The sequence below is a fragment of the Pseudomonas sp. 2hn genome, assembly GCF_019646095.1.
Taxonomy (GTDB): domain Bacteria; phylum Pseudomonadota; class Gammaproteobacteria; order Pseudomonadales; family Pseudomonadaceae; genus Aquipseudomonas; species Aquipseudomonas peradeniyensis.
On record NZ_CP081016.1, the window covers coordinates 4,363,911 to 4,390,190 of the forward strand.

Consider the following 26,280-nt stretch of genomic DNA (forward strand, 5'->3'; position numbering starts at 1 on the left):
ATCCCGGAAAGGATTCAGTGCTTGCCGCCACCGGCGCACACCGGCGAGGCAGGCGCCACGCCGACCGCCGCCCATTCCTCGGGCGTGTAGGTGTGAATCGCCAGGGCGTGGATCTCGCCCATCAGATCACCCATGGTGGCGTAGACCTTCTGGTGACGCTTGACGCTGTTCAGCCCGGCGAACTGCTCGCTGACCAGCACCGCCTTGTAGTGCGTTTCCTGGCCACGGCTGTGCATATGGCTTTCGTTGTGCACTTCGAGGTGGTCGGTGCCCAGCGGCGCCAGCTGCTGCTCGATGCGTTGCTGCATGTTCATCGCGTCAGGCTCACTTTTTCGCCGGAGCGGCTGCCTTGCCGGCGCTCGGGTCGAGTTCCTTGGTCATGTCGTCGAGCAGCTTGTTGACCACCGGCACCGCCGGTTCCAGGCTCTGCTGGGTCAGCTGGGCCGACTGTTGGGTGACCTTGGGCATCTCGCGCAGGACTTTCTTGCCCAGCGGCGACTCGTAGAACTTGACCAGGTCGTTCAGCTCGGCCTCGGTGAAGGTCGCGGTGTACAGGTCGACCATCTTCGGCTTGAGCTTCTTCCAGCCGATGGCGTTGTCCAGGGCGGCGTTGGCCTTGGCCTGGTAGCTGTCGAGCACGGTTTTCTTGGCGGCCGGCGCCTTGGTCTGTTCGAAACGCTGGGCGAACATCTGCTGGACCTGCATGTACACCGGGGTGCCCAGCTTGTCGGCATTGGCCAGGGTCAGGAATTTCTCGGCGGCGGCATTGTGGCTCGCGGTGGCGGCGAGTACCTGGCCGCTGGCGCAGGCCAGGGCAACGGCGGCAAAGAGGACACGAAGACGGGTCATTGCATTTCCTTCAAGAAAGGGAGGCGAGTACCTCAGGGTAGAGCATTCTGCGCCGTGATGGCGAAGTGCTCAAGTGGCACGACGAGCGACTGAACCGCTGTGTCGAATCAGGGCCTAAACTGCGATTTCTGACTACAAAGGAGTGAGCGCAGCATGAGCCGTATCGAGACAGACAGCCTGGGCCCGGTCGAAGTTCCAGAGGACGCCTATTGGGGTGCGCAGACCCAGCGTTCGCTGATCAACTTCGCCATTGGCAAGGAGCGCATGCCGCTGGCGGTGCTGCACGCCCTGGCGCTGGTCAAGAAAGCCGCTGCCCGGGTCAACGATCGCAACGGCGACCTGCCCGCCGACATCGCCCGGCTGATCGAGCAAGCCGCCGACGAAGTGCTCGCCGGCGACCACGACGACCAGTTCCCGCTGGTGGTGTGGCAGACCGGCAGCGGCACCCAGAGCAACATGAACGTCAACGAGGTGATCGCCGGGCGCGCCAACGAGCTGGCCGGCAAGGGCCGCGGCGGCAAGCTGCCGGTGCACCCGAACGATCACGTCAACCGCTCGCAGAGCTCCAACGACTGCTTCCCCACCGCCATGCACATCGCCGCGGCCCAGGCCGTGCACGACAAGCTGCTACCGGCGATCGCCGAGCTGTCGGCGGGGCTGGCCGAGCTGTCGGCGCGCCACACGCACCTGGTCAAGACCGGGCGCACGCACATGATGGACGCCACGCCCATCACCTTCGGTCAGGAGGTCTCGGCCTTCGTCGCCCAGCTCGACTACGCCCAGCGCGCCATCCGCGCGACGCTGCCGGCGGTCTGCGAGCTGGCCCAGGGCGGCACCGCCGTGGGCACCGGCCTCAACGCCCCGCACGGTTTCGCCGAAGCCATCGCCGCGGAGCTGGCGGCGCTGTCCGGCCTGCCGTTCGTCACCGCGCCGAACAAGTTCGCCGCCCTCGCCGGCCACGAGCCGCTGACCAGCCTGGCTGGCGCGCTGAAGACCCTGGCCGTGGCCCTGATGAAGATCGCCAACGACTTGCGCCTGCTGGGTTCCGGCCCGCGCGCGGGGCTTGCCGAGGTACGCCTGCCGGCCAACGAGCCGGGCAGCTCGATCATGCCCGGCAAGGTCAACCCGACCCAGTGCGAGGCGCTGTCGATGCTGGCCTGCCAGGTGCTGGGCAACGACGCGGCGATCGGCTTTGCCGCAAGCCAGGGCCACTTGCAGTTGAACGTGTTCAAGCCGGTGATCATCCATAACCTGCTGCAGTCGATCGAGCTGCTGGCCGATGGCTGTCGCAACTTCCAGCAGCACTGCGTGGCCGGCATCGAGCCGGATGCCGGGCAGATGGCCGCGCACCTGGAGCGCGGGCTGATGCTGGTGACGGCGCTGAACCCGCACATCGGCTACGACAAGGCGGCGGAAATCGCCAAGAAGGCCTACAGCGAAGGCAAGACCCTGCGCGAGGCGGCGCTGGAGCTGAAGTACCTGACCAACGAGCAGTTCGACCAGTGGGTAAGGCCAGAGAACATGCTGGCGCCTGGCGGCAAGGGCTGATCCAGAGGCCTCATCGCGGGGCAAGCCCGCTCCCACGCCAGCCACCAACCGCTGCGTGGGAGCGGGCTTGCCCCGCGATGAAATTATCAATCAACCCGCAACCGACGTACCTTCCACCCAGCGATCAGCGAAGGCCCCAACGCCACCAACGCCGACCCCAGCACCACCGTCACCGCCCCGACATAGCCCAGGCCATTGATCTGCTCGGCATGCACGTAATCCGGCCACAGCCAGGCCGCCAGCGCCACCGCGACGAATGTCACCAGCGGCGTCAGCGCCAGGGTCGCGCTGACCCGCGAGGCCTCCCAATGCGCCAGCGCCTCGGCGAACGCGCCATAGGCCACCAGCGTGTTCAGGCAGCAGGCCAGCAGCAACCAGCCCTGCAACGGGCTGAGCTGCAACGCCTCCAGCGGATGCACCCAGGGCGTGAGCAGCAGCGCGCAGCACAGGTAGATCACCATCATCACCTGCTGCGAGTTCCACACCGTCAGCAGCTGCTTCTGGCTCAGGGCATAGAACACCCAGATGCTGGTCGCCAGGATGATGGTCAACACGCCGGTGGTGTAGGTGCCGAGCGAAGTGAGCAGCTCTTCCAGGCGCTGGTTGAAGAACAGCCCGAAGCCCATCAGCAGCACCAGCAGGCCCAGGCCCTGCCCCAGGCTGAAACGCTCCTTGAACACGAACACGCTGGCCACCAGCAACAGCACCGGCCCCAGCTGCACCACCAGTTGCGCGGTGCCGGGGCTGAGCAAGCTCAGGCCAACCAGGTACAGCACATAGTTGCCGACCAGGCCGGCCACCGCGACGGCCACCAGGCCCTTGCCCTTCATCCCGAGACGGCTGAACGAAGGCAGCCGCCGATTGGCCGCCAGCCAGGCGAACAACAGGCCGCCGGACACGCTCAGGCGGTACCAGGTGACGGTAACCGGGTCCATCACCTGCAGCACCTGCTTGAGCTTGATCGGCAGGATGCCCCAGAGCAACGCGGTCAACAGCGCCAGCAGAAGGCCCTGGACCCAGCGTCCGGAAGAAATGTGCATGGTGTCCTCGAGTCGGGCCTTGGTGGGGGAAGGTGCAGTCTACGGGCTTGGCGGGGAACGTGTGGCGGGAAAAGATTTCATCAGGTCATTCCTCGGGGGCATGCCCTGAACGACGGAGCTGGCCTCTTCGCGGGTAAACCCGCTCCCACAGGGATCATCGTTCCCCATGTGGGAGCGGGTTTACCCGCGAATGAAGCCAGCGCGGATTATTTCTTGTCCTTGGCGAACGCTGCCTCCAACGCCTGGTTGATCGTGCGCAACACCTTTACCCGCGCCCAGCGCTTGTCGTTGGCCTCCACCAGGGTCCATGGCGCGATCTCGGTGCTGGTGCGGTCGACCATGTCGCCCACCGCCTCGGAATAAACATCCCACTTGTCGCGGTTGCGCCAGTCTTCCTCGGTGATCTTGTAGCGCTTGAACGGAATCTGCTCGCGCTCCTCGAAGCGTTCAAGCTGGGTCTGCTGGTCGATGGCCAGCCAGAACTTGACCACCACCACCCCGGCGTTGCTCAGCTGCTCCTCGAAGTCATTGATCTCGCCATAGGCGCGCATCCAGTCCGCCGGGCTGCAGAAGCCCTCGACCCGCTCCACCAGCACCCGGCCATACCAGGAGCGGTCGAAGATGGTGAACTTGCCCCGCGCCGGGATGTGCCGCCAGAACCGCCACAGGTACGGCTGGGCGCGTTCTTCCTCGGTGGGCGCGGCAATCGGCACGATGCGGTACTGACGCGGGTCCAGCGCCGCCGCCACGCGGCGGATCGCCCCGCCCTTGCCGGCCGCGTCATTGCCTTCGAATACCGCCACCAGGGCATGGCGGCGCATGCGCTTGTCGCGCAGCAGGCCGGCCAGGCGCGCCTGTTCGGTGACCAGCTGTTCCTGGTAGTCGTGCTTGCCCAGGCGCAGGGTCATGTCCAGGGCGCCGAGCAGGCTCTTCTGGTCGATGCTGCGCCCCAGCGGCGCGACGTTGCCCTGATGCTTGCCCTTGGGGTTGTTGGCCAGGGCCGCCTGCAGGCTCTCCAGCAGGATACGCCCCACCGCCAGGCTGCGGTAATGCGGGTCGACGCCCTCGACCACATGCCAGGGCGCGTAATCGCGGCTGGTGCGGCGCAGCACCCGCTCGCCGAAACGCACGAAGCGGTCGTAGGTTTCCGACTGCTGCCAGTCCAGCGGGCTGATGCGCCAGTTGTGCAGCGGGTCTTCCTTGAGCGCCTTGAGCCGCGCCTTCATCTGTTTCTTGGACAGGTGGAACCAGAACTTGATGATCAGCGCGCCTTCGTCGCAGAGCATCTGCTCCAGGCGCTCGGCGCCGGCGATGGCCTGGTCGAGCACGGCATCCTTGAACTGGCCATGCACGCGGCCTTCGAGCATCTGGCTGTACCAGTTGCCGAAGAACACGCCCATCCGCCCCTTCGGTGGCAGCGCCCGCCAGTAGCGCCAGGCCGGCGGCCGGGCCAGTTCCTCGTCGGTCTGCTGGTCGAAGGTGCGCACCTCGATCAGCCGCGGGTCCATCCACTCGTTGAGCAGCTTGACCGTCTCGCCCTTGCCGGCGCCCTCGATGCCGTTGATCAGCACGATCACCGGGAAGCGCGCCTGCTGCTTGAGTTCGTACTGGGCTTCGAGCAGCGCCTCGCGCAGGGCGGGGACTTCCGCTTCGTAGGTGTCCTTGTCGATGTTGTGACCGATTTCGGCGGATTCGAACATGGAGGGCTCCTTCAATGGATAAGCAAGATTAGCGGATTTGCGCCATCCGTATCGATCCTGTCGCGCCGTGCGATAAGGCCGACACTTGCCGCGCGGATCGCTTAAAATCCGTGATCCGCTGCAACCGAGCCGACCATGTCCGACACCACCCTCCCCCAGCACGCCCAGATCGACTGGGACGACCAGGGCCGCCCCCACTCCCGGCAATACGACGATGTCTATTTCGCCATCAACGAAGGCATCGACGAGACCCTGCACGTGTTCATCGAGCAGAACCACCTGCGCCAGCGCTTCGCCGAGCTGGCGCCGCGGGACTGCCTGGTGATCGGGGAAACGGGCTTCGGCACCGGCATGAACTTCTTCTGCGCCTGGCAGTTGTTCGCCGAGCTGGCCCACGCCGAGGCGCGCCTGCACTTCGTCAGCGTGGAAAAGTACCCCCTGAGCCGCGACGACCTGGAGCGCGCCATGCAACTGTGGCCGGCGCTGGAGCCCTTCACCCGGCCCCTGCTCGATCAGTACGTGGCGATCCATCCGGGTTTCCAGCAACTGAGCCTCGATGACGGCCGCGTCACCCTCACGCTGATGATCGGCGATGCGCTGGAGCAACTGCCGCAACTGGACGCGCGCATCGACGCCTGGTTCCTCGACGGCTTCGCCCCGGCGAAGAACCCCGACATGTGGACGCCGGAGCTGTTCGCCCAGCTGGCACGGCTGTCGTACCCCGGCACCACCCTCGGCACCTTCACCACCACCGGCTGGGTGCGCCGCTCGCTGATCGAGGCCGGCTTCACCATGAAGAAGGTGCCCGGTATCGGCAAGAAATGGGAAGTGATGCACGGTGTCTACAGCGGCGCGCCAGCCGCCCCCGCGGCGCCCTGGTACGCCCGCCCGGCGCCCTTGCCGGGGCCACGCGAGGCGCTGGTGATCGGTGCCGGCCTGGCGGGCAGCGCCACGGCGCGCAGCCTGGCGGCCCGGGGTTGGCAGGTCAGCGTGCTGGAGCGTCACGATGGGCCGGCCCAGGAGGCCTCGGGCAACCCACAGGGCGTGCTGTACCTCAAGCTGTCCGCCCACGGCACTGCCCTGTCGCAGATGATCCTTTCCGGCTTCGGCTACACCCGTCGCTGGCTTGAGCACCTGCAACGCGGCCAGGACTGGGACGCCTGCGGCGTGCTGCAACTGGCCTTCGACGACAAGGAAGGCGAACGCCAGGCCAAGCTGGCGAGCGCCTTCGACAACAGCCTGCTGCGCCAGCTCGACCGCGTGCAGGCCGAAGCCGTGGCAGGCGTGGCGCTGGCCAGCGGCGGCCTGTTCTACCCCGAGGGGGGCTGGGTGCACCCGCCGGCGCTGTGCCAGACGCAGCTGGAGCATCCGCGCATCCGCCTGCTCGGCCACGCCGACGTCATCGCGCTGCGCAAGGCCGACGGCCTGTGGCAGGCCTGGGACGGCGAGCGCCTGCTGGCCAGCGCGCCGCTGGTGGTGCTGGCCGGGGCTGCCGATGTCCGAGACTTCCCGGCCTGCGCCGGGCTGCCGCTCAAGCGCATTCGCGGGCAGATCACCCGCCTGCCGGCCACCGTGGCCAGCCGGGAGCTGCGCACGGTGGTGTGCGCCGAAGGCTATGTGGCGCCGCCACGTGGCGATGAGCACACCTTGGGCGCCAGCTTCGACTTCCACAGCCAGGACACCACACCGACCGTAGCCGAGCACCAGGGCAACCTGGCAATGCTGGACGAGATATCCACGGACCTGGCCGAGCGATTGGCCGTCGGCAAGCTCGATGCCGAGCAACTGGAAGGTCGCGCGGCGTTCCGTTGCACCAGCCCGGACTACCTGCCTATCGTCGGGCCGCTGGCCGATGCCGAGGCGTTCAACAAGGCCTACGCCATGTTGGCCAAGGATGCGCGACAGGTACCCGAGGTAGCCTGCCCATGGCTGGAGGGGCTGTATGTGAACAGTGGACATGGGTCGCGGGGGCTGATCACCGCGCCGTTGTCGGGCGAACTGATCGCCGCCTGGGCCAGCGGCGAGCCCTTGCCGCTGCCCAGGGCGGTGGCCGAGGCCTGTCATCCCAACCGTTTCGCGCTGCGCCGGCTGATTCGCGGTAAATAGCCAGATCGCCGGGGGCGCTTTGCGCCCCTATCGCGGCACAAGGCCGCTCCTACAGGGAATCGAGGTCGCCTGTGTAGGAGCGGCCTTGTGCCGCGAATGGACCGCATAGCGGTCCCAGTACCCGACATTCACATATAACAGATCGATCTAAAACTCTCGCAATCCATCCAGGTCCCTACCTAAGTGCCCACCTTTGCGGCACACCCTCCCCAACGGCAAAACCGGTAAGGACTTATGTGCGGATTAGCAGGAGAGTTACGTTTCACCCCCATCGACCAAGCCCCACGCCCGGCGGACCTCGCCGCGGTGGAGCGCATCACCCACCACCTGGCGCCCCGCGGCCCCGACGCCTGGGGCTTCCATAGCCAGGGCCCGATCGCCCTCGGCCACCGGCGCCTGAAAATCATGGACCTGTCCGACGGCTCGGCCCAGCCCATGGTCGACAACACCCTGGGCCTGGCGCTGGCCTTCAACGGCGCCATCTACAACTTCCCCGAACTGCGCGAGGAGCTGCAGGCCCTGGGCTACAGCTTCTGGTCCGATGGCGACACCGAGGTGCTGCTCAAGGGCTACCACGCCTGGGGCGCGGCGCTGCTGCCCAAGCTCAACGGCATGTTCGCCCTGGCCATTTGGGAGCGCGACAGCCAGCGCCTGTTCCTGGCCCGCGACCGTCTGGGGGTCAAGCCCCTGTACCTGTCGCGCAACGGCGAGCGCCTGCGCTTCGCCTCGACCTTGCCGGCGCTGCTCAAGGGTGGCGATATCGACCCGATGATCGACCCGGTGGCACTGAACCACTACCTGAATTTCCACGCCGTGGTGCCGGCGCCACGCACCCTGTTGGCCAATGTGCAAAAGCTCGAGCCCGGCACCTGGATGCGCATCGACCGCCATGGCGAGGTCGAGCGCCAGACCTGGTGGCAATTGCACTACGGCCCGAACCCGGACGAGCGCGAGCTCGACCTGGAGGGCTGGACCAGCCGCGTGCTCGACGCCACCCGCGACGCCGTGGCGATCCGCCAGCGCGCCGCGGTGGACGTCGGCGTGCTGCTCTCCGGCGGCGTCGACTCCAGCCTGCTGGTCGGCCTGCTGCGCGAGGCCGGGGTGGACGACCTGTCGACCTTCTCCATCGGTTTCGAGGACGCCGGCGGCGAGCGCGGCGACGAGTTCCAGTACTCCGATCTGATCGCCAGGCACTACCACACCCGCCACCACAAGCTGCGCATCGCCGAGCACGAGATCATCGAGCAGTTGCCGGCGGCCTTCCGTGCCATGAGCGAGCCGATGGTCAGCCATGACTGCATCGCCTTCTACCTGCTCTCGCGGGAGGTGGCCAAGCACTGCAAGGGTGTGCAGAGCGGTCAGGGCGCTGATGAGCTGTTCGCCGGCTACCACTGGTACCCGCAGGTGAACGGCGCCGAGGATGCCTTCGCTGCCTATCGCGAGGCGTTCTTCGACCGCAGCCACGCCGAATACCGCGACACCGTGCAGGCGCCGTGGCGCCTGGACAACGACGCGGCCGGCGACTTCGTCCGCGAGCACTTCGCCCGCCCCGGCGCGCCGGACGCGGTGGACAAGGCCCTGCGCCTGGACAGCACGGTGATGCTGGTGGACGACCCGGTCAAGCGGGTGGACAACATGACCATGGCCTGGGGCCTGGAGGCGCGCACGCCGTTCCTCGACTACCGCCTGGTGGAGCTGTCGGCGCGCATCCCGGCGCGCTTCAAGTTGCCTGACGGCGGCAAGCAGGTACTCAAGCAGGCGGCGCGCCGGGTCATCCCCCACGAAGTGATCGACCGCAAGAAAGGCTACTTCCCGGTGCCCGGCCTCAAGCACCTGCAAGGCGCTACCCTGGACTGGGTGCGCGAGCTGCTGACCGACCCCAGCCAGGATCGCGGGCTGTTCGACCCGACCATGCTCGACCGCCTGCTGAGCAACCCCCACGGCCAGCTCACCCCGCTGCGCGGCTCCAAGCTGTGGCAGCTGGCAGCCCTGAACCTGTGGCTCAGCGAACAAGGAATCTGACCGATGAAAGCCCACGAGATCGCCTATGGCCAGCGCCTGCTGCGCGGCCAGGCGCCATCCTATGAGCGTCTGCAGGCACGCCTGGCCGGCGACGGCAGCGAGCCCCACGACCAACCGCGGGCCGTGCATTGCGGCTGGGGGCGGCTGCTGATCGGGCATACCTACCCCGATCCGCTCAGCCTGGCCGAAGCGCTGCTGCAAGAACAGGCCGGCGAGCGCGACATTGCCCTGTACGTCGCCGCCCCGCAGCAGGTTTTGGCCCAGGCGCCGCAACAACTGTTCCTTGATCCGTCGGACACCCTGCGCCTGTGGTTCACCGACTACCGACCGGCGCAGCGCGTGTTCCGCGGCTTTCGCATTCGCCGGGCGCAATGTGCGGCGGACTGGCAGGCGATCAATGCGCTGTACCAGGCCCGCGGCATGCTGCCGGTCGATCCCGAGCTGCTCACCCCCCGCCACCTCGGCGGGCCGGTGTACTGGCTGGCCGAGGACGAAGACAGCCACGCGGTGATCGGCAGCGTCATGGGCCTGGACCACGGCAAGGCGTTCGATGACCCCGAGCACGGTTGCAGCCTGTGGTGCCTGGCGGTGGACCCGCACTGCACCCGCCCGGGCGTTGGCGAAGTGCTGGTGCGTCACTTGATCGAGCACTTCATGAGTCGTGGCCTGGCCTGCCTCGACCTGTCGGTGCTGCACGACAACCGCCAGGCCAAGCGGCTGTACAAAAAGCTGGGGTTCCGCACCCTGCCGACCTTCGCCATCAAGCGCAAGAACGGCATCAACCAGCCGTTGTTCCTCGGCCCCGGTCCCGAAGCCGGGCTCAACCCCTATGCGCGGATCATCGTCGACGAAGCGCTGCGCCGAGGCATCGAGGTCCAGGTGGATGACGCCGATGCCGGGCTGTTCACCCTGAGCCTGGGCGGACGACGCATCCGCTGTCGCGAATCGTTGAGCGACCTGACCAGCGCCGTGACCATGACCCTCTGCCAGGACAAGCGCCTGACCCGCCAGGCCTTGCACAACGCTGGCCTGCAGGTACCGGCGCAGCAACTGGCGGGGAGCGTCGATGACAACCAGGCGTTCCTCGACGAGCATGGCGCGGTAGTGGTCAAGCCGGTGGATGGCGAGCAGGGTCAGGGGGTGGCGGTCAATATCACCACCCTCGAAGCGCTGAGCCACGCCGTGGAGCAAGCCCGCGCCTTCGACAGCCGCGTGCTGCTGGAGAGCTTCCATGCAGGCGTCGACCTGCGCATCGTGGTGATCGGCTACGAGGTGGTGGCCGCGGCGATCCGCCATCCGGCCCAGGTGATCGGCGACGGCAGGCAGAGCCTGCGCGCACTGATCGAGGCCCAGAGCCGGCGCCGCCAGGTAGCCACGGGTGGCGAGAGCCGAATCCCGCGGGACGAAGAAACCCAGCGCACGCTCAAGGACGCCGGGCTTGGCTACGACGACATCCTGCCCGCCGGGCAACGGTTGGCCGTGCGCCGCACCGCCAACCTGCACACCGGCGGCACCCTGGAGGATGTCACCGCGCGCCTGCACCCAGTGCTGGTCGATGCCGCCGTACGCGCCGCCCGCGCCCTGGAAATCCCGGTGGTGGGCCTGGACTTCATGGTCCGAGATGCCGAGCACCCGGACTACGTGATCATCGAGGCCAACGAGCGTGCGGGATTGGCCAATCATGAACCGCAGCCTACGGCTGAGCGCTTCGTCGACCTGCTGTTCCCGCATAGCCGGGCTTTGGCCTGAACCCACGCAACCACGTGGGAGCGGGCTTGCCCCGCGATGAGGCCCTCGAATCAAAGGAGTAATCCTGATGCCTGCGAAACACCCCGAACCCGATCTCGACTACCTCAAACGTGTACTGCTGGAGATGCTCGCCATCCCCAGCCCCACCGGTTTCACCGACACCATCGTGCGCTATGTCGCCGAGCGCCTGGACGAACTGGGCATCCCCTTCGAGCTCACCCGTCGCGGCACCATCCGCGCCACCCTCAAGGGCCGCCAGAGCTCGCCCGACCGCGCCGTTTCGGCGCACCTGGACACCATCGGCGCCAGCGTGCGCCAGTTGCAGGACAACGGTCGCCTGGCCCTGGCGCCGGTGGGCTGCTGGTCGAGCCGTTTCGCCGAGGGCAGCCGGGTCAGCGTGTTTACCGACACCGGCGTCTACCGCGGCAGCGTACTGCCGCTGATGGCCAGCGGGCACGCGTTCAACACCGCCATCGACCAGATGCCGATCAGCTGGGAACACGTGGAGGTGCGTTTGGACGCCTACTGCGCCACCCGCGCCGACTGCGAGGCGCTGGGGGTCGCCATCGGTGATTGCGTCGCCTTCGACCCGCTGCCGGAGTTCACCGAAAGCGGTCATATCAGCGCCCGCCACCTGGACGACAAGGCCGGCGTGGCGGCCTTGCTGGCGGCGCTCAAGGCCGTGGTGGAAAGCGGTCGCCAACCACTGATCGACTGCCACCCCTTGTTTACCATCACCGAGGAGACCGGCTCGGGCGCCGCGGCCGCCCTGCCCTGGGACGTAAGTGAGTTCGTCGGCATCGACATCGCCCCGGTGGCGCCGGGGCAGGCATCCAGCGAGCACGCGGTGAGCGTGGCCATGCAGGATTCGTCCGGGCCCTACGACTATCACCTGTCGCGCCACTTGCTGAAGCTGGCCGGCGATGCTGATTTGCCGGTACGCCGCGACCTGTTCCGCTACTACTTCAGCGACGCCCATTCGGCGGTGACCGCCGGGCATGATATCCGCACTGCCCTGGTGGCCTTCGGCTGCGATGCCACCCATGGCTACGAGCGCACCCATATCGACAGCCTGGCGGCGCTCAGCCGGCTGCTCGGCGCCTACCTGCTCAGCCCGCCGGTGTTCGCCAGCGACTCGCAGCCGGCCAATGCCTCACTGGAGCGCTTCAGCCACCAGCTGGAACACGACGCGCAGATGGAAAGCGATACCCGTGTGCCGGCGGTGGACAGCCTGGTGGGCAACAAAGGCTAAGCTCATACGCCTACCCCTGTAGGAGCGGCCTTGCCGAGGCGTCGGACCGGTCGGAAAGGGGTGCGAAGCGCCCCCAGATCTGTGCATCAAGTTGATATTGCCGGGGCCGCTTTGCGGCCCGTTCGCGGCACAAGGCCGCTCCTACAAGGGAATTGCAAATTCACGTAGCATGCCCCCATTCCCACAACCGCCGCCCAGACCATGCTGATCCCCTACGACCAACTCGAAGCCGAAACCCTGACCCGCCTGATCGAAGACTTCGTCACCCGCGACGGCACCGACAACGGCGACGACACGCCGCTGGAAACCCGCGTGCTGCGGGTGCGCCAGGCCCTGGCCAAGGGGCAGGCGTTCATCCTGTTCGACATGGACAGCCAGCAGTGCCAGTTGCTGGCCAAGCATGAGGTGCCGCAGGAGTTGTTCGAGTAGCAGGCCTTCAAGCTTGTTGCTTCTCCAGCTCCAGTGCCTTGATGCGCTTGTACACCTCGACCCGGTGCACCTCCACCTCGCGCGGCGCGCAAATACCGAAACGGACCTGGCCGTTCTCCACGGACATCACCTGGATCCTGATGTTTTCGGCAATGACGATGACCTCGCCCACTTCTCGTCCGATTACCAGCATGCTCCGATCCTCCCGCTCAATGGAAAATCGGAGACTGCCCCGCCAGCTTTGGCCTACTCAATCCTTCTTCGGATAAATAGACATAACCTACCGGCGAAGGTAAAAAAACCTACAGAAACTTCCCTCAATGCGCGGTCTTGCGTGCCTTCGCCCGCATTTTCACCGCCATGTCCGCCATCTCGTCGTACAGCCGCTGAGGCGCCTGGCATTTGAGCTGCCAGGCCTGGCGCCCGGCTTCATGGGGCAGGATCAGGAACTCGCCGGCGGCGACCCGTTGATAGATGTGCTCGGCGATATCGGCGGCATTGATCGGCGAGCCTTCCAGCAGTTTGCCCACCTGTGCCTTCATCGCCGGATCCGGCCCGCGGAACGAGTCGAGCAGGTTGGTCTGGAAGAACGACGGGCAGACCACGTGCACCGCCACCTCGACCTGACGCAACTCCACCAGCAGGCTCTCGGACAAGGCCAGCACCCCGGCCTTGGCCACGTTGTAGTTGCTCATGCCCGGCCCCTGCATCAGGGCGGCCATGGAGGCGATGTTGATGATCCGCCCGCGGCTGCGCTCGAGCAGCGGCAGGAACGCCTTGCAGCCCTTGACCACGCCCATCAGGTTGACCGCGATCTGCCAGTCCCAGTCCTCCAGGGACAAATCGGCGAAGAACCCGCCCGAAGCCACCCCGGCATTGTTGACGATCACGTCGATGCCGCCGAGCTTCTCCTCGCAGGCCTGGGCCAGGGCGGTGAGCTGGCTGTAGTCGCGCACGTCGCAGCGCTGGATGAAGCCATCACCGCCTGCGCCACGCACCAACTCCAGGGTCTCGCGCAGGCCCGCTTCATTGACATCGGCCAAGGCCAGGCGCCAGCCATCGCGGGCCCAGCGCAGGGCGATCTCGCGGCCAAGGCCGGAGCCTGCGCCAGTGATCATCATTCGGTTGTGCATGGTCAGCTGCCTTGAACAGTGGGATTGGCCTGGAGTCTAGCCAGAACGCGGGCCACAGCGGTGCAGCATCAGAATGCTGAATGGGGATTCATCCACCCGGGCCTGCACAGCCGATGGAATCTTTGCCCACCGCCCACAGTCGGAACAGTAAGCGCCCAGCATTCCGAGGCCCTTGACCCTCAACCACGCAAGGACTCCATCATGACCACGATCCTCATCATCATCCTGATCCTGCTGCTGGTCGGTGGCTTACCGGTCTTCCCGCACTCGCGCAGCTGGGGCTACGGTCCTTCCGGCATCATCGGCGTGGTGCTGGTAGTGTTGTTGATCCTGTTGCTGCTCGGTCGGATATGAGCCAGGCATTGCAGCTGGCTCCCCGTTGAACGAAAACGCCCCGGCAAGCCGGGGCGTCGTTCAGACAGCAACCAGGATCAGTGGGAAACCGCCCCGCTGGCCCCAAGGCCGGTCTGCGAACGGACAAACTGCGGGAAGAACAGCGCGCGCTCGTTCTCGGCAGCCTTGGACTTGTCGGTGACCGAGAAGAACCAGATGCCGGCGAAGGCGATGATCATCGAGAACAGCGCCGGGTACTCGTACGGGTAGATGGCTTTCTCGTGACCAAGGATCTGCACCCAGATGGTCGGGCCGAGGATCATCAGGCCCACCGCGCTGACCAGGCCCATCCAGCCGCCGATCATGGCGCCGCGGGTGGTCAGTTTCTTCCAGTACATCGAGAGCAGCAGCACCGGGAAGTTGCAGCTGGCGGCAATGGAGAAGGCCAGGCCGACCATGAAGGCGATGTTCTGCTTCTCGAACAGAATCCCCAGGCCGATCGCCAGCACGCCCAGGGCGATGGTGGTGATCTTCGACACGCGGATCTCGTCCTTGTCGTTGGCCTTGCCCTTGCGCCAGACGCTGGCGTACAGGTCATGGGACACCGCCGAGGCACCGGCCAGGGTCAGGCCGGCGACCACCGCCAGGATAGTGGCGAAGGCCACCGCCGAGATGAAGCCGAGGAACACGCTGCCACCCACGGCATCGGCCAGGTGCACCGCCGCCATGTTGTTGCCGCCGATCAGGGCGCCGGCGGCGTCCTTGAAGTCGGGGTTGGTGCTGACCAGCAGGATCGCGCCGAAGCCGATGATGAAGGTCAGGATGTAGAAGTAGCCGATGAAACCGGTGGCGTACAGCACGCTCTTGCGCGCTTCCTTGGCGTCGCTGACGGTGAAGAAGCGCATCAGGATGTGCGGCAGGCCCGCGGTACCGAACATCAGTGCCAAGCCCAGCGAGAACGCGGAGATCGGGTCCTTGACCAGGCCGCCCGGGCTCATGATCGCCTCGCCCTTGGCGTGCACCTTGATCGCCTCGGAGAACAGGGTGTTGAAGTCGAAGCCGACGTGCTTCATCACCATCAGCGCCATGAAGCTGGCACCGGACAGCAGCAGCACCGCCTTGATGATCTGCACCCAGGTGGTGGCGAGCATGCCGCCGAACAGCACGTACAGGCACATCAGGATGCCCACCAGGATCACCGCCACGTGGTAGTCCAGGCCGAAAAGCAGCTCGATGAGCTTGCCGGCACCGACCATCTGCGCAATCAGGTAGAACGCCACCACCACCAGCGAGCCCGAGGCCGACAGGGTGCGGATTTCCTTCTGCCCGAGGCGATACGAGGCCACGTCGGCGAAGGTGTACTTGCCCAGGTTGCGCAGGCGCTCGGCAATCAGGAACAGGATGATCGGCCAGCCGACCAGGAAGCCGATGGAGTAGATCAGGCCGTCGTAGCCCGAGGTGAACACCAGCGCGGAAATACCCAGGAACGAGGCCGCCGACATGTAGTCGCCGGCGATCGCCAGGCCGTTCTGGAAGCCGGTGATCTTGCCGCCGGCGGCGTAGTAGTCGGCCGCCGACTTGTTGCGTTTGGAGGCCCAGTAGGTAATGCCCAGGGTGAAGGCGACGAAGGCCACGAACATGGCGATCGCCGAGACGTTCAGCGGCTGTTTCTGCACCTCGCCGGTCAGGGCATCGGCGGCCCACACGGCGGGTGCGAAGGCACCGCAGGCCAGGACGGCCAGGGTTTTGGCGTGACGGATCATTGCTTGGCCTCCTCGAGAATGGCCTTGTTCAGTTCATCGAACTCGCCGTTGGCGCGACGCACGTAGAGCGCGGTGAGCACGAAGGCCGAGACGATCAGGCCGACGCCCAGGGGAATGCCCCAGGTGATCGACGAGTCGGGGCTGAGCTTGGCGCCCAGCACGTGCGGGCCATAGGCGATGAGGAGGATGAAGGCGCAGTAGAGGCCGAGCATGATCGCCGAGAGAATCCAGGCGAAGCGCTCGCGCTTGGTGACCAGTTCCTTGAAGCGCGGACTGTTCTGTATCGATTGGTAAATGCTGTCATTCATTGTTTTTGTCCTAGCAGCACAGAGTAGGGAGAACCCGACTCCAACTTTATGCTGCCGCTGGACGCCAACCAGACGACCTTAGTCTTAGATGCAACGGTGTTTTACAGATTTCGCAACAACCAAAACCCGAGTAGGGCCATTCGCGGGTAAACCCGCTCCCACAGGTAAGCCACAATGTTCAAGTTTGTGGTGATCCTGTGGGAGCGGGTTTACCCGCGAAATAGTCGTACTGGCTTCTACGGCGGGGTTACTTGCCGGTCCACTCCTTGACCCGCTCCGGATGCTTGGCCACCCAGTCCTTGGCCGCCGCCTCCGGCTTGGCGCCTTCCTGGATCGCCAGCATCACCTCGCCGATCTCGTCCTTGGACTGCCACTGGAACTTCTTCAGGAACTCGGCCACTTCCGGCGCCTTGCTCGCCAGCTCCTTGCTGCCGATGCTGTTGACCGTTTCGGCGGCGCCGTACACGCCCTTGGGATCCTCGAGGAACTTGAGTTTCCACTTGGCGAACATCCAGTGCGGCACCCAGCCGGTCACGGCGATGGACTGCTGCTTGGCGTAGGAGCGGCCCAGCTCGGCGGTCATCGCCGCGCCGGAGCTGGCGGTCAGCTTGTAGCCGGCCAGGTCGTAGTCCTTGATGGCCTGCTCGGTCTTGAGCATGACCCCGGAGCCGGCATCGATGCCGACGATCTTGTTCTTGAAGCTGGTATCAGTCTTGAGGTCGGCGATGCTGTTGGCCTTGACGTACTCGGGAACGATCAGGCCGATCTTGGCGTCCTTGAAGTTCGGCCCGTAGTCGACGACGTTGTCCTTGTTCTTGGCCCAGTACTCGCCATGGGTCACCGGCAACCAGGCCGAGAGCATGGCGTCGAGCTTGCCGGTGGCCACGCCCTGCCACATGATCCCGGTGGCCACGGCCTGCAGCTTCACGTCGTAGCCAAGCTTCTGCCTGATCACCTCGGCGGCCACGTTGGTGGTGGCCACGCTGTCCGACCAGCCGTCCACGTAACCGATGCTCACTTCCTTGGCCATGGCCTGCGCAGTGCTCATGGTCAATACCAGGGCGGCGCCCACACTCAGGAAACGTCGTACTCTTGTAAAAGTCGCCATCAAAGCATCCCCTCGTCAGGTCTTGGAGAGAGCATCATCGACCTGCCCCCGCGCACGACCTGCTCTGTCAGCGACCTCCAGCGAACGATCAGCGACAGCACTGTGCCATTAACGTCATGCCACCCGAGCGGCCTGCGCGATCCTTGCATGCCAAAGGCTTGGCGCCGGTCATTTGCGGCTATCATCTAGCCCTTTGTGCTTGCCGACGGACCGCCCGATGCCCATTAACACCCGACTGCTCCTGCCTGCGTACCTGCTCGCCTGCCTGCTCGCCCTCATCGGGCTGTGGGCGCTCTGGTACGGCCTCGGCAAGCCGGTGCACCTGCCCGATGCGGCGAGCCCGACGCACAAGTTGCAGTGCGCGTCCTACACCCCGTTCGACAAGGACCAGTCGCCGTTCGACCAGCCGTTTCGCCTGCGCCCGGCGCGCATGGACGCCGACCTGGCGCTGCTGAGCGAGCGATTCCAGTGCATCCGCACCTATTCGATGACCGGCCTCGAGGCCATCCCGGCGCTGGCCCGCAAGCACGGCCTGAAGGTGATGCTCGGTGCCTGGGTCAACTCAAGCCCCGTGGACACCGACAAGGAAATCGAATTGCTGATCGCCGCGGCCAACGCCAACCCCGACGTGGTCAGCGCGGTGATCGTCGGCAACGAGGCGCTGCTGCGCAAGGAAGTCACCGGCGAGCGCCTGGCCGGGCTGATCAAGAAAGTGAAAAGCCAGGTGAAGGTACCGGTGACCTACGCCGACGTCTGGGAATTCTGGCTGCAACACCCGCAGATCGCGCCGGCGGTGGACTTCCTCACCATCCACCTGTTGCCCTACTGGGAGGACGACCCGCGTGGCATCGATGCGGCGCTGACCCATGTGGCCGAGGTGCGCCAGGTGTTCGGTAACCGCTTCGCGCCCAAGGACATCCTGATCGGCGAGACCGGCTGGCCCAGCGAAGGACGCCAGCGCGAGACGGCGGAACCGAGCCGGGTCAACGAGGCGCGTTTCATCCGTGGCTTCGTCGCCCTGGCCGAGGCCAACGGCTGGCGCTACAACCTGATCGAGGCCTTCGACCAGCCCTGGAAGCGCGCCAGCGAAGGTGCCGTGGGCGGCTACTGGGGGCTGTACGATGCCGACCGCCAGGACAAGGGCGTGCTCGAAGGGCCGGTGAGCAACCTGGCGCGGTGGCCGCAGTGGTTGCTGGCCAGCGTGTTGCTGATGCTGGCGACCCAGGCCCTGGCCGGACGCCCGGCAAGCCGCCGCGCCGCCCTGCTGCTGCCGTTGCTGGCGGCCCTGGGTGCCGGCAGCCTGGGACTGTGGGGGGAACTGATGCGCACCAATGCCCGCTTTGCCGGGGAATGGTTGTGGGCGGTGGCCCTGGCCGGCTTGAACCTGTTGGTGCTGGCCCATGGCGCGCTGGCCCTGGCCCGTCGAGACGGCTGGCGCCAACGGTTGTTCGCCTGGCTGGAAAAGCATGCCGGCACATGGCTGCTGGCGGCCGGATTCGCAGCGGCGGTGAGCATGCTGGCGATGGTGTTCGACCCGCGCTATCGCAGCTTCCCCAGCGCGGCGTTGCTGCTGCCGGCGGTGGTCTATCTGCTGCGGCCGGTGCCGGCGCGACGGGCGGAGGTGGCGTTGCTGGCCTTTATCGTGGGGGCCGGGGTGGCGCCGCAGTTGTTCCAGGAAGGGTTGGCGAATCGACAGGCCTGGAGCTGGGCAGTGGTCAGCGTGTTGATGGTTGGCGCGTTGTGGCGCAGCTTGCGCAAAGCCTGATGGCCCATCGCGGGGCAAGCCCGCTCCCACGCTCAAACAAGACGTTGTCCTCAACGTGGGAGCGGGCTTGCCCCGCGATAGGGCCCTGTCAGGCAACGGATGATCGCCGCACCAGCCGCAACCCCGCCAGCACCACGGCAAACACCGCAATGCTGGCGGTATACAGCACCAGCGCCGGAATCCCGAACAGCAGCGCCAGCGCCGCCAGCCACCACCCACCTCGGTCAGACACGAATTGGCAAAGCAACGCCAACCCCAATGCCCCCCAGGCAATGATCTGGAAATGTATCCCCAGGCCCAGCAGCGATCGCGCCTGGCATTGCCAGACCTCCCCCGGCACGCTGCACAGCCCGACCCACCGGGCATCTTCCATCAGCCCATAACGCACGCCATAACTGGCCGCCAGCCACAGCGGCAGGAACAGCAACAGGGCAACGACCGGCCACCAACGCGCCATGCGGATCTCCAATAGCGGTAATCGAAACGTTGCATGATCGCCCAGGGGCCGCGACAAGGCAAAATCATGGCCCTGCAGCTATGTTGCACAAGACAAACGTTGTCCGGCGCGGCAACATCTTGTGCGACGAACGACAGGGCGACGGGCAACTTTGTCCGACATGCCGTGGTCCTAGCCTGCGTACTGCACGACCTTGCGTTTTCCCTGGGGGACATAAATGCTTCGATCTTTGCGCCTCGCCGCCCTGCTCGGCGGCCTGCTCATGGCTGCGGCCGCATCGGCGCGGGATATAGACGCGGCGAGCTACGGCTATCCGTTGACCAACCCGTTCGAGGCGACCATCGCCACCACGCCGCCGGAGCAGCGGCCGACGCTGCCCAGCGACGACGACATCGACCAGGCCGATTACAGCCTTACCCTGCGCCCGGAGCGCGAGTTCACCCTGCCCGACAACTTCTGGTCGGTGAAGAAACTGCGCTACCGCCTGGCCAAGCAGGACCACGAGGCGCCGTTGATCTTCCTGATCGCCGGTACCGGCGCGCCCTATTCCAGCAGCATCAACGAGTACCTGAAGAAGCTGTTCTACCAGGCCGGCTACCACGTGGTGCAGCTGTCGTCGCCGACCAGCTGGGACTTCATGAGCGCCGCTTCGCGCTTCGCTACCCCCGGGGTGACCAGCGAGGATGCCAAGGACCTGTACCGGGTCATGCAGGCAGTGCGCGCCCAGCAGGCACACCTGCCGGTCAGCGAGTACTACCTCACCGGCTACAGCCTCGGTGCGCTGGACGCCGCGTTCGTCAGCAAGCTCGACGAAACCCGCCAGAGCTTCAACTTCAAGCGCGTGCTGCTGCTCAACCCGCCGGTCAACCTGTACACCTCGATCACCAACCTGGACAAGCTGGTGCAGACCCGGGTCAAGGGCATCGACCGCAGCACCACCTTCTACGAGTTGATGCTGGAGAAACTCACCCGCTACTTCCAGGACAAGGGCTACATCGACCTCAACGAAGCGCTGCTGTATGACTTCCAGAAGTCGCGCCAGCACCTTTCCAACGAACAGATGGCCATGCTCATCGGCACCTCGTTCCGCTTCTCGGCCGCCGACATTGCCTTCACCTCCGACCTGATCAACCGCCGCGGCCTGATCATTCCGCCGAAATTCCCGATCACCGAGGGCAGCAGCCTGGAGCCCTTCTTCAAACGGGCGCTGCAATGCGACTTCGACTGCTACCTGACCGAGCAGGTGATCCCCATGTGGCGAGCGCGCACAGACGGCAACAGCCTGCTGCAACTGGTCGACCAGGTGAGCCTGTACGCGCTGGAGGACTACCTGCGCGCCAGCCCCAAGATCGCCGTGATGCACAACGCCGACGACGTGATCCTCGGCCCCGGCGACATCGGTTTCCTGCGCCGGGTGTTCGGCGAACGGCTGACGCTCTACCCCCATGGCGGCCATTGCGGCAACCTCAACTACCGCGTCAACAGCGACGCCATGCTGGAGTTCTTCCGTGGTTAACAGACTGCTGCTCGTCACCGCCCTGCTCGCCAGCGGCTGCGCCCTGGCCGAGGAAGTCGCGCCGCGTGCCAGCGTGGTCGAGGCCGACAAGACCGAAACCCTCACCGTGGAGGCCGACGGTTTCGTCGATCCGCTGCGCGAGCTCAAGTTCAACCCTGGCCTGGACCAGCGCGAGTTCGAACGCTCGACCCTGGCCGCACTGAACATCTACGACCCGCTGGAGTCGCTGAACCGGCGCATCTACCACTTCAACTACCGCTTCGACCAATGGGTGTTCCTGCCGGTGGTCGATGGCTACCGCTACGTCACCCCCGGTTTCGTGCGTACCGGGGTCAGCAACTTCTTCAACAACCTGGGCGATGTGCCCAACCTGTTCAACAGCGTGCTGCAGCTCAAGCCCAAGCGTTCAGCGGAAATCACCGCGCGGCTGATGTTCAACACCATCATCGGTGTCGGCGGCCTGTGGGACCCGGCGACCAAGATGGGCCTGCCCCGCCAGAGCGAGGACTTCGGCCAGACCCTGGGCTTCTACGGGGTGCCGGACGGGCCATACCTGATGCTGCCGATCCTCGGGCCGTCGAACCTGCGCGATACCACCGGGCTGGTGGTCGACTACGTGGGGGAAAAGGAGATCAACTACCTGAACGTGCCCGACACCGCCAGTGACCATCCGGAACTCACCGTGCTGCGGGCGGTGGACAAGCGCTACACCACCAACTTCCGCTACGGGCAGACCAACTCGCCGTTCGAGTACGAGAAACTGCGGTACGTGTATACCCAGGCGCGCAAGTTGCAGATTGCCGAGTAAGCGCAACCCCGATCCCCTGTAGGAGCGGCCTTGTGCCGCGAAAGGGGCGCGCAGCGGCCCCAAGTTCTTAGCCAAAGCACATATCGCCGGGGCCGCTTTGCGGCCCTTTCGCGGCACAAGGCTCCTACAGGGTCAGCCGGGCAATCCCAGGAACTGACACAACTCCCGCTTCTTGGCCAACGCATCCTTGCGCCCCAGCTCGATCAGCTCACTGCAATAGCTCGCCTCGAACAGCAGGTAGCTCAGCACCCCCGCGCCGCTGGTCTTGGTAGCGCCAGGCCCGCGCAGGAACAGCCTCAACGCCGCCGGCAGTTCGCGCCGATGACGGGCGGCGATCTCGTCCAGCGGCTGGCTGGGCGCCACCACCAGCACCTCGATCGGCGCCAGCCCCAGACGCCGGGCGTCCAGGTGCGCCGGCATCAGGTGGCTGAGGTGGTTGAGCCGCTGCAGCAGTTCGATATCGTCCTCGAGGCTGTCGATGAAGGTGCTGTTGAGCATGTGTCCACCGATCTGCGCCAGGCTTGGTTGCTGGCCGCTGAACACGCGCTGGGTCGGCAAGGGCGGCGCCGGGCGCTGGGGGTTGCCACTGACGCCGACCACCAGCACGCGACTGGCGCCCAGATGCAGCGCCGGACTGATCGGTGCCGACTGGCGCACCGCGCCGTCACCGAAGAACTCATCGCCCAGGCGCACTGGCGCGAACAGCAGCGGGATTGCCGAGCTGGCCAGCAGATGGTCGATGGTCAGCGGCGTGGGCATGCCGATGCGCCGGTGGCGCAGCCAGGGTTCGATGGTGTCGCGGCCCTGGTAGAAGGTCACCGCCTGGCCGGACTCGTAGCCGAAGGCGGTCACGGCGATGGCGCGCAGCTGATTGGCCGCCAGGGAGTGGGCGATGCCGTCCAGGTCCAGGTGCTCATGCAGCAGGCGGCGCAGCGGGCGGCTGTCGAGCAGCGCCACCGGCACCTGGCCGCCGAGCCCCAGCAGGCTGTGGCCAACGAAGCGGCTGGCCTGGCGGATCACCCCGGGCCAGTCGCTGCGCAGCACCAGGTGGCTGCGAAAGTTCTGCCAGAAGGCGGTCAGGTGCTGCACCGATTCGGCGAAGCGGGTGGCACCGCTGGCCAGCTTGACGGCGTTGATGGCGCCAGCGGAGGTGCCGACGATCACCGGGAAGGGGTTCGCCGCCCCAGGGGGCAGCAGTTCGGCGATGCCGGCCAGCACGCCGACCTGGTAGGCGGCGCGGGCACCGCCGCCAGAGAGGATCAGGCCGGTGGTTGGGGACATGCTTCCTTCCTGGATCATGGTTGACAGGTCTGGCCTCTTCGCGGGTAAACCCGCTCCCACAGGTACAGTGCCGGCCTTAGCATATACATACCCCCTGTGGGAGCGGGTTTACCCGCGAAGAGGCCGGCCCTGCTATAGCAACAGTCAGCGTTTCTTCTTGTCGTACAGCCGGGGCTCGCCCTCGGGCCGCGACTTGAAGCGTCGGTGCGCCCACAGGTACTGCTCCGGGCACTCGCGCAGCACGCCTTCGACCCACTGGTTGATGCGCAGGCAGTCGGCCTCCTCGGTTTCGCCGGGGAAGTTCTCTAGCGGCGGATGCACCACCAGACGATAGCCGCTGCCGTCCTCCAGGCGCCGCTGGGTGAACGGAATCACCCGGGCCTTGCCCAGCCGGGCGAATTTGGTGGTGGCGGTGACGGTGGCCGCCGGGATACCGAACAGCGGCACGAAGATACTCTGCTTGATGCCGTAGTCCTGATCCGGCGCATACCAGATCGCCCGGCCCTTGCGCAGCAGCTTGAGCATGCCGCGCACATCGTCGCGCTCCACGGCCAGCGAATCGGGGTTGTGGCGCTCGCGGCCGCGGCGCTGGATGAAGTCGAACACCGGGTTGCCGTGCTCGCGGTACATGCCGTCGATGGTATGGGCCTGGCCCAGCAGCGCGGCGCCGATCTCCAGGGTGGTGAAGTGCACGGCCATGAGGATGGCGCCCTCGCCTTCGCGCTGGGCGGCCTGCAGGTGCTCGATGCCTTCGATGTGAGCCAGGCGCGCCAGCCGGGCCTGTGGCCACCACCAGCTCATGGCCATCTCGAAGAAGGCGATGCCGGTGGAGGCGAAGTTTTCCTTGAGCAGATGTTGCCGTTCGTCGCCGGACAGTTCGGGGAAACACAGTTCGAGGTTGCGCGCGGCAATGCGCCGGCGCTCGCCGGCCACCCGGTACATCACCGCGCCCAGGGCGCGGCCCAGGCCCAGCAGGGCGCGGTACGGCAGCTGGGCGACCAGCCATAGCAGGCCCAGGCCCAGCCACAGGCCCCAGAATCGCGGGTGGAGGAATGAGGATCGAAAACGCGGGCGTTCCATTGAAGCTTCCGGCAAGACATGAGCCCGGCATTCTACATCGGTTGCGGGCAATCGGTCTTATCGCTATAAGTCAGGGCACTTTTTTCGCAACAAGCCGTCTATGCAGACCATGAGCCCCAACCAGACACCCGACAACGCCCCCGTGTTCCAGCTCAAGGGCAGCATGCTTGCCATCACCGTGCTGGAACTGGCGCGCAACGACCTCGAATCCCTCGACCGCCAGCTGGCGGCGAAGGTGGCGCAGGCGCCGAATTTCTTCAGCAACACCCCGCTGGTGCTGGCCCTGGACAAGCTGCCCCATGACTCGGGCGCCATCGACCTGCCCGGGCTGATGCGCATCTGCCGTCATCATGGCCTGCGCACCCTGGCGATCCGTGCCAGCCGCATCGAGGACATCGCCGCGGCGATCGCCATCGATCTGCCGGTGCTGCCGCCGTCCGGCGCCCGCGAACGCCCGCTGGAACCCGAGCCGGAAGTGAAGACGCCCGAGCCTGCACCCGCTCCACCAGCGGCGCCGGCCGAACCCGAGGTGCGCCCGACCCGCATCATCACCTCGCCGGTGCGCGGCGGCCAGCAGATCTACGCCCAGGGCGGCGACCTGGTGGTGACAGGCTCGGTCAGCCCCGGCGCGGAACTTCTCGCCGATGGCAACATCCATGTGTACGGCGCCATGCGCGGCCGCGCCCTGGCCGGTATCAAGGGCAACACCAAGGCGCGCATCTTCTGCCAGCAGATGACCGCGGAAATGGTCTCCATCGCCGGCCAGTACAAGGTCTGCGAGGACCTGCGCCGCGACCCGCTGTGGGGCTCGGGCGTGCAGGTCAGCCTGTCCGGTGACGTGTTGAACATCACCCGTCTTTAACGGATACTTGCCGGCATTTTTAGCGCAACTTTTTTCCCGTTGCCGTTTTTTGTATTTGCAGGGACCCGCGTCCCGTTTATTTAGGGGTGAAACACCTTGGCCAAGATTCTCGTCGTCACTTCCGGCAAGGGGGGTGTGGGCAAGACCACTACCAGCGCCGCCATCGGTACCGGCCTCGCACTGCGCGGCTACAAGACTGTCATCGTCGACTTCGACGTCGGCCTGCGTAACCTCGACCTGATCATGGGCTGCGAGCGCCGCGTGGTGTACGACTTCGTCAACGTGGTCAACGGCGAGGCCAACCTGCAGCAGGCCCTGATCAAGGACAAGCGCCTGGAGAACCTGTTCGTGCTGGCCGCCAGCCAGACCCGCGACAAGGACGCCCTGACCCAGGAAGGCGTGGAAAAGGTCCTGATGGAGTTGAAAGAACAGTTCGACTACGTCATCTGCGACTCGCCGGCCGGTATCGAGAAAGGCGCGCACCTGGCGATGTACTTCGCCGACGAAGCCATCGTCGTGACCAACCCCGAGGTCTCCTCGGTACGCGACTCCGACCGCATGCTGGGCATCCTGTCGAGCAAGTCGCGCCGCTCCGAGAACGGCGAGGAGCCGATCAAGGAACACCTGCTGATCACCCGTTACCACCCCGAGCGCGTCGAGAAGGGCGAAATGCTCAGCATCGCCGACGTCGAAGAGATCCTGGCGATCAAGCTCAAGGGTGTGATTCCCGAGTCGCAAGCCGTTCTCAAGGCCTCCAACCAGGGCATCCCGGTCATCCTTGACGACCAGAGCGATGCCGGCCAGGCGTACAGTGACACCGTCGACCGTCTGCTGGGCAAAGAGAAGCCCCTGCGGTTCATTGACGTGCAGAAGCAAGGATTCTTCGCGCGTCTGTTTGGAGGCAAGTAAACCATGAACCTTTTTGACTTCTTTCGTGGCAGACAGAAACAGACCAGCGCGTCGGTAGCGAAAGAGCGTCTACAGATCATCGTGGCGCACGAGCGCGGCCAGCGCAGCACCCCGGACTACCTGCCCGCCCTGCAGAAGGAGCTGGTCGAGGTGATCCGCAAGTACGTCAACATCGGCAACGACGATGTGCAGGTGGCGCTGGAGAACCAGGGCAGCTGCTCGATCCTCGAGCTGAACATCACCCTGCCCGAGCGCTGATCTT

25 protein-coding genes are annotated in these 26,280 nt (G+C 65.8%); 13 read left to right on the forward strand and 12 right to left on the reverse strand.

The window, feature by feature from the left end; all coding sequences use genetic code 11:
* Positions 1–14 precede the first annotated feature (14 nt).
* Both K2O50_RS19735 and K2O50_RS19740 read right to left on the reverse strand, forming a co-directional pair.
* Positions 15–314, reverse strand: a complete 300-nt coding sequence (locus tag K2O50_RS19735; protein ID WP_050704599.1) for a BolA family transcriptional regulator — start codon at positions 312–314, stop codon at positions 15–17.
* Between the two features lie 10 nt (positions 315–324).
* The gene (locus K2O50_RS19740) at positions 325–849 is read right to left on the reverse strand and encodes a DUF2059 domain-containing protein (RefSeq protein ID WP_050704598.1); all 525 of its coding nucleotides are present in this window, start codon (positions 847–849) and stop codon (positions 325–327) included.
* Between the two features lie 153 nt (positions 850–1,002).
* Between K2O50_RS19740 and K2O50_RS19745 the strand changes: the two genes are divergently transcribed.
* Entirely contained in the window at positions 1,003–2,397 is a 1,395-nt protein-coding gene (locus K2O50_RS19745; protein WP_050704597.1) for a class II fumarate hydratase, read from the forward strand.
* Between the two features lie 86 nt (positions 2,398–2,483).
* On the opposite strand, the gene K2O50_RS19750 is transcribed toward K2O50_RS19745, so the two are convergent.
* Together K2O50_RS19750 and pap are read right to left on the reverse strand one after the other, a co-directional pair.
* Positions 2,484–3,437: a DMT family transporter gene (locus K2O50_RS19750; protein ID WP_050704596.1), complete on the reverse strand. Its 954-nt coding sequence runs from the start codon at positions 3,435–3,437 to the stop codon at positions 2,484–2,486.
* A 206-nt stretch (positions 3,438–3,643) separates the two neighbouring features.
* Positions 3,644–5,137, reverse strand: coding sequence for a polyphosphate:AMP phosphotransferase (gene pap, locus K2O50_RS19755; RefSeq protein ID WP_050704595.1), 1,494 nt, complete (start codon positions 5,135–5,137; stop codon positions 3,644–3,646).
* A gap of 135 nt (positions 5,138–5,272) precedes the next feature.
* Between pap and mnmC the strand changes: the two genes are divergently transcribed.
* The 5 genes from mnmC (at position 5,273) to K2O50_RS19780 (ending at position 12,695) form a co-directional block, all read left to right on the forward strand.
* Positions 5,273–7,243 carry a bifunctional tRNA (5-methylaminomethyl-2-thiouridine)(34)-methyltransferase MnmD/FAD-dependent 5-carboxymethylaminomethyl-2-thiouridine(34) oxidoreductase MnmC gene (gene mnmC, locus K2O50_RS19760; RefSeq protein WP_220689932.1) on the forward strand — a complete coding sequence of 657 codons (1,971 nt, stop codon included), beginning with the start codon at positions 5,273–5,275 and terminating at the stop codon, positions 7,241–7,243.
* 234 nt (positions 7,244–7,477) lie between these two features.
* Positions 7,478–9,265, forward strand: a complete 1,788-nt coding sequence (locus tag K2O50_RS19765; RefSeq protein ID WP_050704593.1) for an N-acetylglutaminylglutamine amidotransferase — start codon at positions 7,478–7,480, stop codon at positions 9,263–9,265.
* Positions 9,266–9,268: 3 nt separating this feature from the next.
* Positions 9,269–11,014, forward strand: coding sequence for an N-acetylglutaminylglutamine synthetase (ngg, locus tag K2O50_RS19770; protein WP_050704592.1), 1,746 nt, complete (start codon positions 9,269–9,271; stop codon positions 11,012–11,014).
* 67 nt (positions 11,015–11,081) lie between these two features.
* The gene (locus tag K2O50_RS19775; protein WP_050704591.1) at positions 11,082–12,266 is read left to right on the forward strand and encodes an osmoprotectant NAGGN system M42 family peptidase; all 1,185 of its coding nucleotides are present in this window, start codon (positions 11,082–11,084) and stop codon (positions 12,264–12,266) included.
* 201 nt (positions 12,267–12,467) lie between these two features.
* On the forward strand, positions 12,468–12,695 hold the full coding sequence (locus tag K2O50_RS19780; protein WP_050704590.1) for a YheU family protein: 228 nt from the start codon (positions 12,468–12,470) through the stop codon (positions 12,693–12,695).
* 7 nt (positions 12,696–12,702) lie between these two features.
* Here K2O50_RS19780 and K2O50_RS19785 read toward each other — a convergent pair whose 3' ends face one another.
* A complete protein-coding gene (locus K2O50_RS19785; protein WP_050704589.1) occupies positions 12,703–12,888 on the reverse strand; it encodes a carbon storage regulator in 186 nt (61 codons plus the stop codon).
* A 124-nt stretch (positions 12,889–13,012) separates the two neighbouring features.
* Complete coding sequence (locus K2O50_RS19790; protein ID WP_050704588.1) at positions 13,013–13,828, reverse strand: SDR family oxidoreductase; 816 nt, start codon at positions 13,826–13,828, stop codon at positions 13,013–13,015.
* 201 nt (positions 13,829–14,029) lie between these two features.
* Here K2O50_RS19790 and K2O50_RS19795 point away from each other — a divergent pair, with 201 nt between their 5' ends.
* Positions 14,030–14,182: a DUF3309 family protein gene (locus tag K2O50_RS19795; RefSeq protein ID WP_082337667.1), complete on the forward strand. Its 153-nt coding sequence runs from the start codon at positions 14,030–14,032 to the stop codon at positions 14,180–14,182.
* A gap of 77 nt (positions 14,183–14,259) precedes the next feature.
* On the opposite strand, the gene K2O50_RS19800 is transcribed toward K2O50_RS19795, so the two are convergent.
* From K2O50_RS19800 to K2O50_RS19810, 3 genes are all read right to left on the reverse strand, one after another.
* Positions 14,260–15,924, reverse strand: a complete 1,665-nt coding sequence (locus tag K2O50_RS19800; RefSeq protein WP_050704587.1) for a cation acetate symporter — start codon at positions 15,922–15,924, stop codon at positions 14,260–14,262.
* Positions 15,921–16,232 (reverse strand): DUF485 domain-containing protein, encoded by a 312-nt coding sequence (locus K2O50_RS19805; RefSeq protein WP_028690856.1) that lies wholly within the window; start codon positions 16,230–16,232, stop codon positions 15,921–15,923. Before K2O50_RS19805 ends, K2O50_RS19800 begins: the two co-directional genes overlap by 4 nt.
* Positions 16,233–16,479: 247 nt before the next feature.
* Positions 16,480–17,340 (reverse strand): glycine betaine ABC transporter substrate-binding protein, encoded by an 861-nt coding sequence (locus K2O50_RS19810; protein ID WP_050704586.1) that lies wholly within the window; start codon positions 17,338–17,340, stop codon positions 16,480–16,482.
* A 217-nt stretch (positions 17,341–17,557) separates the two neighbouring features.
* Here K2O50_RS19810 and K2O50_RS19815 point away from each other — a divergent pair, with 217 nt between their 5' ends.
* Positions 17,558–19,105: a beta (1-6) glucans synthase gene (locus tag K2O50_RS19815; protein WP_050704585.1), complete on the forward strand. Its 1,548-nt coding sequence runs from the start codon at positions 17,558–17,560 to the stop codon at positions 19,103–19,105.
* An 88-nt stretch (positions 19,106–19,193) separates the two neighbouring features.
* On the opposite strand, the gene K2O50_RS19820 is transcribed toward K2O50_RS19815, so the two are convergent.
* Positions 19,194–19,562: a hypothetical protein gene (locus K2O50_RS19820; protein WP_050704584.1), complete on the reverse strand. Its 369-nt coding sequence runs from the start codon at positions 19,560–19,562 to the stop codon at positions 19,194–19,196.
* 217 nt (positions 19,563–19,779) lie between these two features.
* Here K2O50_RS19820 and K2O50_RS19825 point away from each other — a divergent pair, with 217 nt between their 5' ends.
* Positions 19,780–21,078: a serine/threonine protein kinase gene (locus tag K2O50_RS19825; RefSeq protein WP_050704583.1), complete on the forward strand. Its 1,299-nt coding sequence runs from the start codon at positions 19,780–19,782 to the stop codon at positions 21,076–21,078.
* Complete coding sequence (locus K2O50_RS19830; RefSeq protein ID WP_050704582.1) at positions 21,071–21,886, forward strand: VacJ family lipoprotein; 816 nt, start codon at positions 21,071–21,073, stop codon at positions 21,884–21,886. Before K2O50_RS19825 ends, K2O50_RS19830 begins: the two co-directional genes overlap by 8 nt.
* 132 nt (positions 21,887–22,018) lie before the next feature.
* On the opposite strand, the gene K2O50_RS19835 is transcribed toward K2O50_RS19830, so the two are convergent.
* The gene (locus K2O50_RS19835) at positions 22,019–23,167 is read right to left on the reverse strand and encodes a patatin-like phospholipase family protein (RefSeq protein WP_050704581.1); all 1,149 of its coding nucleotides are present in this window, start codon (positions 23,165–23,167) and stop codon (positions 22,019–22,021) included.
* Positions 23,168–23,311: 144 nt separating this feature from the next.
* Complete coding sequence (locus K2O50_RS19840) at positions 23,312–24,247, reverse strand: lipid A biosynthesis lauroyl acyltransferase (protein WP_050704580.1); 936 nt, start codon at positions 24,245–24,247, stop codon at positions 23,312–23,314.
* Positions 24,248–24,347: 100 nt separating this feature from the next.
* Between K2O50_RS19840 and minC the strand changes: the two genes are divergently transcribed.
* The 3 genes from minC (at position 24,348) to minE (ending at position 26,276) form a co-directional block, all read left to right on the forward strand.
* Positions 24,348–25,109 (forward strand): septum site-determining protein MinC, encoded by a 762-nt coding sequence (minC, locus tag K2O50_RS19845; protein ID WP_050704579.1) that lies wholly within the window; start codon positions 24,348–24,350, stop codon positions 25,107–25,109.
* A gap of 96 nt (positions 25,110–25,205) precedes the next feature.
* On the forward strand, positions 25,206–26,018 hold the full coding sequence (gene minD, locus K2O50_RS19850; RefSeq protein WP_050704578.1) for a septum site-determining protein MinD: 813 nt from the start codon (positions 25,206–25,208) through the stop codon (positions 26,016–26,018).
* A gap of 3 nt (positions 26,019–26,021) precedes the next feature.
* Positions 26,022–26,276: a cell division topological specificity factor MinE gene (gene minE / locus K2O50_RS19855; protein WP_011532731.1), complete on the forward strand. Its 255-nt coding sequence runs from the start codon at positions 26,022–26,024 to the stop codon at positions 26,274–26,276.
* The last annotated feature ends 4 nt before the right edge of the window (positions 26,277–26,280 follow it).